The organism is Limosilactobacillus vaginalis, assembly GCF_025311515.1.
Taxonomy (GTDB): domain Bacteria; phylum Bacillota; class Bacilli; order Lactobacillales; family Lactobacillaceae; genus Limosilactobacillus; species Limosilactobacillus vaginalis.
Genome location: NZ_CP104399.1, coordinates 241,510 through 253,815, shown reverse-complemented (window position 1 = coordinate 253,815; position 12,306 = coordinate 241,510). Strand labels below are relative to the sequence as shown.

The window sequence follows — 12,306 nt, the reverse complement described above, 5'->3', positions numbered from 1 at the left end:
CCCATTCATTAAGCATCTTGTCCTGATTATAACTGTTTTTTGTCTCCGAATGTTATTATTCAGCCTAGTTTAGTATAATGAAAATGTTAAATAATACCAGTATTTATAGAAAAGAAGAATTAATTATGATTAATATTTCAAACCAACACGTCGAGATCTTTGACCAACCACTAAAGCCAGCAAATAATCTTTCTTCATTTACGTATACCAACGCGATCCTCCGCGCCAGCGATCAATTACCATCCCCAGTTCTTCATTTCTGGACACTAGAAGATACGGTTATTTTAGGTCTAAAGGATCAACGACTCCCACACCTTTCTACTGCATTAAACTACCTTTCTAATAAGGGACTGCACTACTTCATTCGCAATTCAGGCGGGCTCGCAGTTGCTAGCGACTCTGGGATCCTCAATTTTTCTATTTTCCTACCATGGCACGTTATCGGCGGTGAACTTAAAATTGACGAAGCCTACCAAGTGATGACCGATGTCGTTAGCGCTGCCTATCCTGAACTTACAATCAAGACTGGAGAAATCACCCATTCATACTGCCCCGGAACCTTTGATCTTAGCGTTAATGGGCAAAAAATTGGCGGAATGTCCCAACGCCGGAACAAGTCGGGAGTAGTTGTGATGCTGTACCTCAGTGTCAATGGTCCTCAAATGCTCCGGGGTGAAGTAATTCGAGATTTCTATACTAAGGGACTGCAGAACGAAGAAAATAAGTGGCACTTTCCAGACATTTGGCCGACATCAATGACCACCATCGAGGAGCTGCTTTGCAAACCATTAAGTCTTAAAGAAGCTAGACAACGCCTGTTAAATATTTTTGCTGATCGTGGGGAACAGCAATTACGGCAAGCAATGTGGTCACAGAAATTTATCCAGTACTTAGGTCAAGAACTATCAACAATTACCCGTCTTCAAGAACGCCTTCAAGGGGAGGAATAAGTAAATGTCCTTTCAGGATGAACAATTAGCTAAAGAAAAAGTTTTTCGTGACCCGATTCATGGTCAAATCATTGTCGACAATCAAATTCTTCTCGACTTAATTAATACTCCAGAGTTTCAACGATTGCGGCGAATTAAACAATTAGGGACTTCCTCGCTTACTTTTCACGGCGCAGAGCATTCCCGGTTTGGCCATTGTTTAGGGGTTTATGAAATTACACGAAGAATGTGTAACAGGTTCCAGAGAAATTACCCAACCCGTCAGCCTGGCGATGGTCTCTGGGATGACCGGGAGCGTCCGGTTGCGCTTTGTGCCGCCCTCTTGCACGATCTCGGGCACGGTCCCTATTCCCACACCTTTGAGCATATTTTTCACACGGATCACGAAGCAATTACCCGGGAAATTATTACTAACTCGTCAACCAACGTTAACCGAATTTTGAGTCGTGTTTCCCCAACTTTCCCAGAAGAAGTTGCGAGCGTAATTGATCACACTTACCATAACCCCCAAGTTGTCCAAATGATTTCCAGTCAGGTTGACGCTGACCGAATGGATTATTTACAACGAGATTCGTACTATACTGGAACTAATTATGGGAAATTCGATCTTGATCGGGTTCTCCTCATGATGCGACCTATTAAGAGCGGAATAGCCTTTGATATTTCAGGAATGCACGCGGTTGAAGATTATATTATCAGCCGGTTGCAAATGTACCTTCAGATATATTTCCACCCCGTTTCCCGATCAATGGAAGTAATCCTTGACCACCTTTTAAAACGGGCCAAGTATATTTACCAGCACCCAAATGAATTTGAACCGGAATTCACCCCTTACATGCTGATGCCCTTTTTCAATAATCGGTTCACATTAGACGACTACCTTGCCCTTGACGATGGTGTCCTTACTACCTACTTCAACCATTGGACTCACTCACGAGATGAGATCCTTAATGACCTCGCCAGAAGATTTCTCAACCGGCGACCACTAAAGTCTGCATTGTACGATGAAAAATCCAAGCCGCTTTTGCCAAAGTTGCGTAAATTAATCCAAACGGCAGGGTTCAACAGCGACTACTACACCGCTGTTAATGATAGTTTTAAGCTTCCTTACGACACTTATAACCCACAAAATTCAAATCCACAAACTCAAATTGAATTAATCCAGCCAAACGGTAACTTAATCGAACTGTCGCAGGTTAGTACGCTTGTGGCTAGCGTTTCTGGTAAAGAAGCTGGTGACCAACGGTTTTTCTTCCCTAAGGAAATGCTCAACGAACACAAAGATATTGAAATTTTTGAGCCGATCTATGAAGAATTTCAAAGTTATATTCAAAACAACCATATTATTAACCCAAAGGAGCATAAATAATGACCATTAAACTAGTAGCAATCGATATTGACGCAACCCTAATTAACGATCAGCGGCAAATTACCCCTAAAACCAAAGAAGCCCTCGAAGCTGCAAAGCAACAAGGGGTTAAAGTCGTTCTTTGTACTGGCCGGCCGATGACTGGAGTTAATGCTTACCTTACAGAACTCGGCTTAAACCACCAGGATGACGAATACGTAATTAGTTTTAACGGTGCGCTTGCCCAATCAACTAATGAACGGGTCCTTGTTAACTATACGTTATCCTTTGATGATTACATTGACTGGCAATCTTTCTGCACCAAGAATAATGTTAAATCACAATTTGAATCTCGTGATTATATCTACACGACTAACCGTGACCTGAGTCCGTGGACAATTCATGAATCCGACCTGGTAAGTATGCCTGTCAGGGTCCGTTCGCTTGATGAAATGGCACATACACAGGATCAGTATGTTCTTGCCAAGGGAATGATGCTGGGCGATAAAGAAGAATTAAATCAGGTTCAAACTAAATTTATTAAGGAGTTTGGCGATCGGTTCACGGTTATTCGTAGTGAAGACTTTTACCTAGAAATCATTAATCACCGGGCAAGCAAAGGAAGTACCCTTAAAGCATTGAGCGAAGAGCTTGGAATTAAGCAAGACGAAGTGATGGCTCTTGGAAATGCTCAAAACGATAATTCAATGATCGAATATGCCGGAATTGGTGTGGCAATGGGAAATGCAGTTCCTGAGACTAAGGCGGTCGCTGATGTAATTACTGATACTAATAATAACGATGGTGTTGGTAAAGCGGTCGAAAAGTACGTTTTACGATAATCTAAATTGAAAAATAACCACGGGATGAGAGTGAGACAGAACTAGCTCGCTAGTTCGTTTTCGAACCCCCGTCGACGCGTAGCTAGTCTTTAGAAAGCACAAATAGGGATTCAGCGTTCGGATTTTCCGAGCACTGAATCCCATTTGTATACTGCGTCGTTTGTATTTTATCTAGGTAATATAACTTATGTCACAATCCCATCTGGTTATATTTTATTCAAACCGCTGAATTTCTTTTTCTTGAGCGTGTTTTTTTATATTGTCCGTTGTCGTCTCACCAGTTAGTTGGTTGTAAAAGCGGTATTCGCCAGTTTGTTGGTTAATAATTGCCTGATAATGGGTATAGTTATGCGGGTGTTGGGCATTTTTAGGGATTGTTACGGATTGAAGGAAGGACTTTAATTCTTCAACCGTTGATATTTTGCTTCCCCAACGTGCCTGGGCCGCCAAAATAAAGCGATCACTTGAATTTCGACCAGTAATTTGAGCATTCATTTTGGCTAAATCAATTTTCGTTTGCGCTGTAAACTGAGATTCTGAATCATTGCCAAGATAACGATTTAACTTCTCAATCTGAACCGGATAAGCTGGCGTATTAGTATATACGCCAACCGTGTTTTTAAACACTACCAGCTTACCAGCTAACGGCTCAATTCCATAGCTCCCTGTTGAGTCCATTAAGAACCAGTGAAACGGGTATTGAATTCCATCAAACCAGCGTTTCTTAACAACGTTAATGTTTTCCAAATCAGAAATTACTTCTTGTACCGTAGCATGACTTCCCAAAACCCAATGGATGAAGTCCTGTGGGGTTAACGTTAACCTGCCGGGACGTGCTTGCCCATAACTAGCCGCAACCGGGAAGAAGAGTTCAGCACAGACCAGTCCCTGATCATTAATCCCGTCGCCAATTAGGTAATGGTCGTCAACAAGACGCATTCCACCCAAAATAGCATAATGGTTATCGATTGTTTTTTCTTCACTTGCGGGACACCAGCGATAACCAGCTGGTAAAAACGTCAATCGCCATGGGGTTCGGGGCGGAAAATCCATGGTCCGTCCAAATAATTTTTCCCGGTCTAGTGTTAATACTGTGCACATCTATCTTCACCCACCTGAAATAAAAAGAAGTTGTGACATAATCCTATTACTTATATTGAAAGCTAATAGGCGGTACAACAATGGCCTCTAACGTTCTAGTAAAGCCGAACGCTAGAGACCACCCTATTGCTGCTCCTCATTGCATATATCTTATTGTAATTTAGTAACCGCACCAGTTTGGCTGTTATATTGATAAATTCCAATCATATTGGAAACAGTATTATCACTATTGTTTTGCCGAACTTCTAGCTTATAAACACTACCGTTAGCAGATGTTGGGATAATTGAATAACCCTTTTCGCCAGTGAAGCCCATCTTATTTGCAAAGGCTTCGACAACACTATCACTTGTCTTATCAGATGCTTGTTGATTTGCGATCCGTTGACTAGAAGAAGAACTTGTGGCCTTAGCATTTTGCTTCTTGTTAATCTTAGATTGAAGAGTTGTATAAGCATCACGCATTGCCGTGCTAGTAGACTTTAATGGTTTCAAACTGTTAGAGGCAGTTTGGTAATCACCATTGTCATATGCGCGCTTAGCAGTTAAATAATTTTGTAAATCATCCTTCAAATTATTAGCTTCATTTGAACGATTACTAGTGTTATTTAAATTATCGTATGCTGCTTGAAAGTTATTGTTGCGAATTGAACGGTTAGCTGAACGAACCGCCTTAGTTGAATCATTTTCAGACGACTGAGTACTGCTATTGGCAGATGAGCTCTTCGTAGAACTAGCCGATTGACTATTACCGCATCCGGCTAACGTTAGAACAAGTGTCAGTGCAGCAGCACCTACTGAGACATTCTTGAAGAACTTATTTACTGTCATAATTACTCCTCCTTTTTCTCCACAAATAATTATACCATGCTGAGTTCACTACTACTCTTCTCGACCCTGCTCTTAAGAATATCGTTAGAAATAGGTGGAAGCTGGGAATTAGACTCGGTAAGTTCAGAAACTATTAGTTACAAAAGAAGAGACCTAGAAAAAACGAAACATTTTTTCTAAGTCTCTCCTAATGATTAAATTTCCGCACTCTTAAATACTTTCTTGAATAACGGGCTAACTGGCCGATTTTCGTTAATCCGCTTAATAGCTGAACCGATAAGTGGAGCAACTGATACTTGCTTAATCTTATCAATTTGCTTTTCCTTTGGCAGTTGGATTGAGTCAGTCACAACAACCTCTTTAATTGGCGAATTATCTAACCGTTCGATAGCTGGACCTGAAAGTACCGCATGAGTACAAGAAGCATAAACTTCTTTTGCCCCGGCATCAATCAAGGCTTGAGCACCCAAAGTAATGGTTCCGGCGGTATCAATCATGTCATCAATCATGATACACTTTTTACCCTTAACATCCCCAATGATGTTCATAATTTGAGCGACGTTTGCTCGTGGACGACGCTTATCAATGATCGCAATTGGTGACTTTAAGAATTCAGCTAAGGCCCGGGCACGAGTAACCCCACCATGATCTGGTGAAATTACAACAGCATCTTGAGCAACGCCTTCCTTAATAAAGTATTCAGCCAATAATGGTGCGCCCATCAAGTGATCAACTGGAATATCAAAGAACCCTTGAATCTGAGCAGCATGAAGGTCTAAGGCAATTACCCGATCAACGCCAGAATTTTGTAACATATTTGCTACTAACTTAGCGGTAATTGGTTCCCGGCTACGTGCTTTCCGGTCTTGACGCGCGTAGCCATAGTAAGGAATTACCACATTGATGGTCTTTGCACTAGCACGACGTAAAGCGTCAACCATGATCAATAGTTCCATCAAATTATCATTAACAGGTGCTGAGGTGGATTGGATAACGTAAACATTATCACCACGAACGCTTTCTTCAATGTTAATTTGAATTTCGCCATCACTAAAACGGTCAACGGACAACTTACCTAATTCAACGCCAACGTGTTCAGCAATCTTTTCGGCAAGTGGTCGGTTTGAATTCAAAGCAAAAATCTTCAACTTAGGGTCAAAATAATGATTAGTAGTCATTGCATCCTCCACTGGATTAATTCAAAACTGGGAAACTGGCAGAACAATCTCCAGTCCCTTTAATAAAAATTGTGTGTACGACAAACATTATTATACCAACACTTTAATGATATAAATTTGCCACACAAAAAGCAAGAGCAGAAAGCTTACCAAGGCAATTTCTTAGCGTAATTTTCCTTGTTAACCTGACGTGCCCGAGCAATTGCCATATCGTATTCTTCAACATTGTCCGTAATTGTGGAGCCAGCTGCAACAAATGCATTAGCAGCCAAATTAACTGGCGCAACCAAATTACTGTTGCTACCAATGAAGGCGTGGTCGCCAACATTAGTATGGTGCTTGTTCTTACCATCATAATTAACAAAGACAACACCACAGCCAACATTGATATTCTTACCAAGGGTGGCATTTCCAATGTAGGTTAAGTGACCAACCTTAGTTCCTTCACCGATAAAGGCCTTCTTAACTTCACAGAAATTACCAATGTGAACATTCTTGCCAATTTCAGCAGCTGGTCGAAGGTGACTATTAGGTCCAATATCACTGCCATCATGCATTTCGGCTTCTTGAAGGGTTGATGAAGTAATGGTTACCCCATCGTGAATGGTAGAATCTTCAATCCGTGAATGAGCGCTAATGTAGCATCCATTACCAATGGTAGTCTTGCCCTTAATAACAACTCCACCTTCAATAACCGTATCCTGACCAATTTGGACACCGTCATCAATGTAAGTAGTTTTTGGATCCAGCATTGTAACCCCAGATTCCATCAGCTTAGTGTTAATCCGCTTGCGCATAATCTTATTAGCACGAGCAAGAGCAACCCGATCATTAACCCCCATTGATTCATCGAAATCTGACATCTTGTATGCAGTAACGATCTCTTGTTCATTCTTCAAGATTTCAATTACATCAGTAAGGTAGTATTCACCCTGAGCATTATCATTATTGATGTTCTTTAAGGCAGCAAAGAGTTTCTTGTTGTCAAAGCAGTAAACACCGGTATTAATTTCATGGATTGCTTGTTCTTCTGGCGTAGCATCCTTTTGTTCCACAATTCGTTCAACAATTCCCACATCATTGCGAACAATTCGACCATAGCCTGTTGGGTCAGGTGCCACAGATGTAAGGATCGTTGCAGCAGCATGGCGTTGTTCATGGTACTCAAATAACTTCTTAAAAGTATCAGCAGTAAACAAAGGTGTATCGCCACTGACAACAATGGTTTCACCATCTTCGTCCGCTAAAAGATCCTTTGCTTGCATTACTGCGTGTCCAGTCCCCAACTGTTCATTTTGTAAGGCAAACTTAGTCCGGTCACCAACAACCTCTTCGACCTTTTCGGCACCGAAACCAACAATGGTAATAATATTTTCAATATCAGCTTTTTCAAGTTGACCAACAACATGTTCTACCATTGTCTTTCCGCATACCTTATGTAAGACCTTATATAACTTTGACCGCATCCGGGTTCCCTTACCGGCTGCTAAAATAATCGCATTCCGCTTCATTTTATTACTTTACTCCTTCTCAAAGACATCTTTAATAAAGCTTCCCGGTCCAGCTTGGATCGTCTTTTTCTCATCGTCCACTGCATTGACCTTAATCAAAGACGTACAGTTATCTACTAATCGTTTACCGGTTACTTCACCTTCAGCCAAGACAGTCATCCCGACCAAGTTAGCATCGAATTCCTTAATCAGTGACTTCATTCCGTTCAGGGTTCCCCCACCCTTCATAAAGTCATCAACAACAACCACGTTAGCCCCTGCAGAAAGTGTCCGCCGTGATAGTTCCATCTTCTTAATCCGTTTTACAGAACCAGAAACATAGTTAACACTCACGGTTGGCCCTTCAGTAATATGAGAGCTATTCCGCACAATTACAAATGGCTTATTCAAGTACATTGCAGCACTTTGCGCAATCGGAATTCCCTTGGTTTCAACCGTCATAATAACATCGACGTCTTGATCAACGTATTGGGTGGCAATTAACCGACCAACACGCCGTAAAATATCTGGCCGGCCAATTAAGTCTGAAAGGTAAACATAATCTCCAGGTAACAGCCGGGTATCATCACTCACAGCATCAACAAGGTCAGCAATTGCTTTTTCCGCATTTTCTTTTGAATAGAATGGCGTTAATACAGCACCACCACTTGCTCCAGGGATTGTTTCTAGCCGTCCCATTCCCCAAGAGTGAAAAGTATGCCGAATAATACTAAGATCTTCGCTAATTGAAGACTTAGCAGAATCATACCGTTCCCCAAAAAATTTGAGTGAAACGAGAGAACGGGGGTGTTCCATCAAATATCTTGTCATATCGACAAGGCGGTTACTACGTCTAACCTTCATATCTAATCCTCCAAAAGTATTAATTGCCTTTGATTTTAACATAAATGTTCGTCTTTTGCTTAATGTTTATTAAAATAACTGGACTTTTCTTCAGTATTAGAAAAGCCCAGCTAGTAATTTATAGTAAAGTAACAATATTAACGTTCCGACAAAAGCCCCGGATTCCATTTTGAACTCGTCGTGCTCGCGATTCGGTATGGCAAATTGCAAAAACCGATGGTCCCGTCCCGCTCATCTGCGCAACATCCGCTCCTAAAGCAAGCATCTTATCCTTCAATCGTTTGATTTCCGGATAATAACGCATTGTTAGTGGTTCCAGAACGTTTCCCATATACTTAGTTGCTGTCTGCCAATCGCCATTCCGTAAGCCTTGGAGTAACAGCGAATTATCTAGGTGGTCAATCTGCGTATAATCAATTTGCCGCAATATCTGTGGGGTTGATACACTAATCTGCTGCTTGGCAATTACCGCCCAGTAATGAGGTTGTGGGGGTAGTAATTCAATTTTTTCACCATGTTCAGTTACGTGAGCCAGCTTGCCATATACGCAATACGGAACATCTGAATCAATTGAAAGTGACAACCGTGCTAATTCTTCCAACGAAAGGCCCAGTTTCCAGGCTGAATTCAAAATGCGCAATACCGCGGCAGCATCAGAAGAACCACCGCCTAGTCCCGCAGCAACCGGAATATGTTTCCTAATATTAATTGTTAATGCTTCCCGATGGTGGAACCGATTACGCAAAATATTGGCAGCCTGAAATGCAAGATTTCGTTGGTCGTTGGGAAGAAAACTACTATCCGTATATACTTTAACGTTTCCCGGTCGGTCAGCAATTTCAATCGTAACATAGTCAGCCAGATCAACAGAAACCATTACCATATCCCATTTTGGCATCCCATCGAGGTATCTCATCGGTGAATCTAAGCTTAGGTTAAGCTTTGCCGGTGCTTTTTCAGTGATCAGCATTCAGAACACCTCCCCGTTTAGTCAAATAGTTACTTAGATTATAGCAAAGAGAAAGCTAGGAAAGAAGTTAGGAGATCAAAAAAAGCCGTGACAAAAGTCCTCACTGACTCCCATCACGACTCTTCATCGTCTATTTTATGCTTGTGCTTCTTCATCTTCGAAATCAATCGAGATATTTTGTGTTAAGAGATCAGTATAACTGTAACTGATCCGGCTAATTTGTCCTTGTCCCTCATTAACGTGAACGACAAAGATTGCTGGATAGGTTTTACTAAGTACCCCATGATGCTTAGCAACACGTTTCCGGCCTGCTTGAGCAGTTACCAGAACTCGTTGACCAACGCGACCCTCAAGTTCTTGTTTAATCTCTAAAATACTTTTAGCCACACATCTCACCTCACAGGCTGAACTATACGCTAATTCCGCACAAAAGTCAAATTTTATCACAAGTTTAGCAATAATTCAATCGTATTTTAAATTAATTTTTCTTGGTGAAGGGCATTCAAAAGGTTGATAAATTGGGCTAAAGTCAGCTTTTCTGGCCTAAGCTGTGGTGAGATCCCGTTTTCTTCCAAAACTTTTGTCATTTTTGCTTTTATATTTGCATCTTTACCAATTACACTTTGCAGGTTATTCCAGAGACTCTTTCGCCGGTGAGCAAAGCATCCCCGAATAAAGCCCATTAATTTCTGCTTATCAAAGGGCTTAGTTGTCAATGGCTGCTGACGCTGCTTAAGCACCACAATTGCGGAATCAACGTTTGGCGCTGGAATAAATGAATGGCGGGAGACGTTAAAGGCAACCTCTGCATCCATCTGATATTCGATTGCTAGGGTTAAAGCACCATACTGTTTTGTCCCTGGCTTAGCAGTAAGACGCTGGGCAACTTCCTTTTGCATCATGACCGTAATTGATGACCACTCCACCGGACTAGCCAGCAGGTTCATCAAGATTGGGCTAGTAATGTAATACGGCAGGTTGGCAACCACTTTAATTGGTTTGGTCGGGTCGGTAAACTGTTGCTGGATTAACTCTGGTAAATTGGCCCTTAAAATATCCTGATTAATTACCGTCACATTGTCGTAAGCAGCCAATGTTTTCTCTAAAACGGGAATCAAATCTTGATCAATCTCAACGGCAACTACCTGTCCGGCAGCCTGTGCCAGTTTTTCAGTCAACGCCCCGATTCCGGGTCCAATCTCAATCACGTTATCTGCGTCTGTAACCTCAGCAGCCTCAACAATTCGCTGAAGGATTGCCGGATCAGTCAGGAAGTTCTGACCAAACCCTTTCTTTGCATGAAGGCCATATTCGTTCAGAATTGAACGGGTTGTTTTCCGGCTACCAATTTGTGTTAATTCACTCATTTTGCTTCCTCCTGATCCAATTGATGAACCGCATCTTCAAAATCTTGTCGGCGAATTTGGAACATATTCAACCGTTTTAAGAGCTGCTTACCATTTCCGTAGCCAATCCCAAGTATCTGCCCAAGACGCTCACGCCGGTAACGAGAATTTTGCTTCCCGGTTAAACCAGCTGCTTTTAAATCAGTGCTAGTAATCTCGGCATCCTCCAATGCCCCCTGGGTATAAAGCTTTTCTAAGGCACCCCTAATTACTTCTGGTGTTGCATGCTCAACGCCAAGGCTTCCCTTAAATTCGGGGACGCCCTGATCACGACGAATAAAGGCATGCTTAACCCCTGGGATTGCAGTGCTGATCATCTTACGGATTCGTTCGCCATTAAAGTCAGGATCGGTGAACACGATTAGTCCTCGTGTTTTCTGAAGCTTTTTCAACCGGTCAATATCTACCGCCGATAATGCCGACCCGTTAGTCTCATAGGTATCAGCATTGACCGCTTTTAAGATTTGCTTCGTATCGTCCTTTCCTTCAACGACAATTACTTCTTTAATCTTCTTCATTTGGCTCTCTCTTCGTTAAAAATAATCTTTCAGCATTATGAAAAGTTTTGTAAGCGACCAATTCCGCATCAACATTCTTTAACTTTGCAATTGCGTCAACCACAAACTTAGTAAAGCCGGGCTCGTTTTCTTTTCCCCGGTACGGAATTGGTGTTAGGTAAGGAGCATCGGTTTCAACCATCAACCGATCTAACGGAACCGCTAATGCAGCTTGGTGAACCTCTTCAGCTGTTTTGAAACTAACAACCCCGCTAAACGAGATTGCCATCCCTAATCCCATGAACTTTTCTGCCATTTCAGGCGAACCATTAAAACTATGCATTACCCCGCCAAATTCATCAATATGAGAATTACGGAGAATTGCATAAGCATCTTCAAGGGCGTCCCGGACATGGATTGAAACTGGGAGTTTTAATTGACGGGCAATCTCTAACTGTCGGGCAAAAATTTCCTGCTGACGATCATGCGGTGAATTTTGATCATTAAAATAATCTAATCCAATTTCGCCAATTCCCACAACTAGGGGGTCCTGCAGTTGCTCAATTAGTTTTTTCTCAGCCTGATCAGTATATGAACGAATATCTTCTGGGTGCCAGCCGATAATCGCATGAAGATTATCGTATTCATGGGCCAGCTTAATCGCCCGTGCATTCAAAACGGTATTTGACCCCACAATATTCATTTGGGTGACTCCATAATGGGCAGCCCGTGCTTCAAATGCTGGAACATCATTATAAAAGGCGTCATCGTTTAGATGCGTATGCGAATCGTAAACTTGACGCCAATTTTTATGTTGCTTACTCATTGAACA

The 12,306-nt window shown here is 41.8% G+C and carries 13 protein-coding genes; 3 read left to right on the top strand and 10 right to left on the bottom strand.

The annotated features are described in order from the left end of the window. Positions 1–125 precede the first annotated feature (125 nt). From N4627_RS01095 to yidA, 3 genes are read left to right on the top strand one after another with little or no spacing between them, the layout of a single operon-like run. Positions 126–950 carry a lipoate--protein ligase family protein gene (locus tag N4627_RS01095; RefSeq protein ID WP_040531803.1) on the top strand — a complete coding sequence of 275 codons (825 nt, stop codon included), beginning with the start codon at positions 126–128 and terminating at the stop codon, positions 948–950. 4 nt (positions 951–954) lie between these two features. Further along, a complete protein-coding gene (locus N4627_RS01090; protein ID WP_260964843.1) occupies positions 955–2,319 on the top strand; it encodes an HD domain-containing protein in 1,365 nt (454 codons plus the stop codon). Beyond that, positions 2,319–3,140 (top strand): sugar-phosphatase, encoded by an 822-nt coding sequence (yidA, locus tag N4627_RS01085; protein WP_003717822.1) that lies wholly within the window; start codon positions 2,319–2,321, stop codon positions 3,138–3,140. The genes N4627_RS01090 and yidA overlap by 1 nt, the downstream gene beginning before the upstream one ends. A 213-nt stretch (positions 3,141–3,353) precedes the next feature. On the opposite strand, the gene N4627_RS01080 is transcribed toward yidA, so the two are convergent. The 10 genes from N4627_RS01080 to N4627_RS01035 all read right to left on the bottom strand — a co-directional run bounded on the left by N4627_RS01080 (position 3,354) and on the right by N4627_RS01035 (position 12,300). After that, the gene (locus N4627_RS01080; RefSeq protein ID WP_191337055.1) at positions 3,354–4,241 is read right to left on the bottom strand and encodes a linear amide C-N hydrolase; all 888 of its coding nucleotides are present in this window, start codon (positions 4,239–4,241) and stop codon (positions 3,354–3,356) included. Between the two features lie 150 nt (positions 4,242–4,391). Next, complete coding sequence (locus N4627_RS01075) at positions 4,392–5,069, bottom strand: hypothetical protein (RefSeq protein ID WP_003717820.1); 678 nt, start codon at positions 5,067–5,069, stop codon at positions 4,392–4,394. Between the two features lie 194 nt (positions 5,070–5,263). Further along, on the bottom strand, positions 5,264–6,247 hold the full coding sequence (locus tag N4627_RS01070) for a ribose-phosphate diphosphokinase (protein WP_040531800.1): 984 nt from the start codon (positions 6,245–6,247) through the stop codon (positions 5,264–5,266). 146 nt (positions 6,248–6,393) lie between these two features. After that, positions 6,394–7,758: a bifunctional UDP-N-acetylglucosamine diphosphorylase/glucosamine-1-phosphate N-acetyltransferase GlmU gene (gene glmU / locus N4627_RS01065; protein ID WP_098044803.1), complete on the bottom strand. Its 1,365-nt coding sequence runs from the start codon at positions 7,756–7,758 to the stop codon at positions 6,394–6,396. Between the two features lie 9 nt (positions 7,759–7,767). Beyond that, positions 7,768–8,601 carry a pur operon repressor gene (purR, locus tag N4627_RS01060; RefSeq protein ID WP_040531797.1) on the bottom strand — a complete coding sequence of 278 codons (834 nt, stop codon included), beginning with the start codon at positions 8,599–8,601 and terminating at the stop codon, positions 7,768–7,770. Positions 8,602–8,719: 118 nt separating this feature from the next. Then, the gene (gene ispE / locus N4627_RS01055; RefSeq protein ID WP_098044804.1) at positions 8,720–9,571 is read right to left on the bottom strand and encodes a 4-(cytidine 5'-diphospho)-2-C-methyl-D-erythritol kinase; all 852 of its coding nucleotides are present in this window, start codon (positions 9,569–9,571) and stop codon (positions 8,720–8,722) included. A 135-nt stretch (positions 9,572–9,706) separates the two neighbouring features. Continuing rightward, entirely contained in the window at positions 9,707–9,958 is a 252-nt protein-coding gene (locus N4627_RS01050) for a Veg family protein (protein ID WP_003717815.1), read from the bottom strand. Positions 9,959–10,044: 86 nt separating this feature from the next. Further along, positions 10,045–10,938 (bottom strand): 16S rRNA (adenine(1518)-N(6)/adenine(1519)-N(6))-dimethyltransferase RsmA, encoded by an 894-nt coding sequence (gene rsmA / locus N4627_RS01045; protein WP_260964842.1) that lies wholly within the window; start codon positions 10,936–10,938, stop codon positions 10,045–10,047. Further along, the gene (gene rnmV / locus N4627_RS01040) at positions 10,935–11,495 is read right to left on the bottom strand and encodes a ribonuclease M5 (protein ID WP_260964841.1); all 561 of its coding nucleotides are present in this window, start codon (positions 11,493–11,495) and stop codon (positions 10,935–10,937) included. Before rnmV ends, rsmA begins: the two co-directional genes overlap by 4 nt. Next, positions 11,482–12,300, bottom strand: coding sequence for a TatD family hydrolase (locus tag N4627_RS01035; RefSeq protein WP_260964840.1), 819 nt, complete (start codon positions 12,298–12,300; stop codon positions 11,482–11,484). Before N4627_RS01035 ends, rnmV begins: the two co-directional genes overlap by 14 nt. Between the last annotated feature and the right edge of the window lie 6 nt (positions 12,301–12,306).

Coding starts and splice junctions, on each gene's coding strand:
- N4627_RS01090 (WP_260964843.1), top strand. CDS start 955: ATGTCCTTTCAGGATGAACAATTAGCTAAAGAAAAAGTTTTTCGTGAC.
- rnmV (WP_260964841.1), bottom strand. CDS start 11,495: ATGAAGAAGATTAAAGAAGTAATTGTCGTTGAAGGAAAGGACGATACG.
- rsmA (WP_260964842.1), bottom strand. CDS start 10,938: ATGAGTGAATTAACACAAATTGGTAGCCGGAAAACAACCCGTTCAATT.
- N4627_RS01080 (WP_191337055.1), bottom strand. CDS start 4,241: ATGTGCACAGTATTAACACTAGACCGGGAAAAATTATTTGGACGGACC.
- N4627_RS01075 (WP_003717820.1), bottom strand. CDS start 5,069: ATGACAGTAAATAAGTTCTTCAAGAATGTCTCAGTAGGTGCTGCTGCA.
- purR (WP_040531797.1), bottom strand. CDS start 8,601: ATGAAGGTTAGACGTAGTAACCGCCTTGTCGATATGACAAGATATTTG.
- N4627_RS01035 (WP_260964840.1), bottom strand. CDS start 12,300: ATGAGTAAGCAACATAAAAATTGGCGTCAAGTTTACGATTCGCATACG.
- glmU (WP_098044803.1), bottom strand. CDS start 7,758: ATGAAGCGGAATGCGATTATTTTAGCAGCCGGTAAGGGAACCCGGATG.
- ispE (WP_098044804.1), bottom strand. CDS start 9,571: ATGCTGATCACTGAAAAAGCACCGGCAAAGCTTAACCTAAGCTTAGAT.
- N4627_RS01070 (WP_040531800.1), bottom strand. CDS start 6,247: ATGACTACTAATCATTATTTTGACCCTAAGTTGAAGATTTTTGCTTTG.
- N4627_RS01095 (WP_040531803.1), top strand. CDS start 126: ATGATTAATATTTCAAACCAACACGTCGAGATCTTTGACCAACCACTA.
- yidA (WP_003717822.1), top strand. CDS start 2,319: ATGACCATTAAACTAGTAGCAATCGATATTGACGCAACCCTAATTAAC.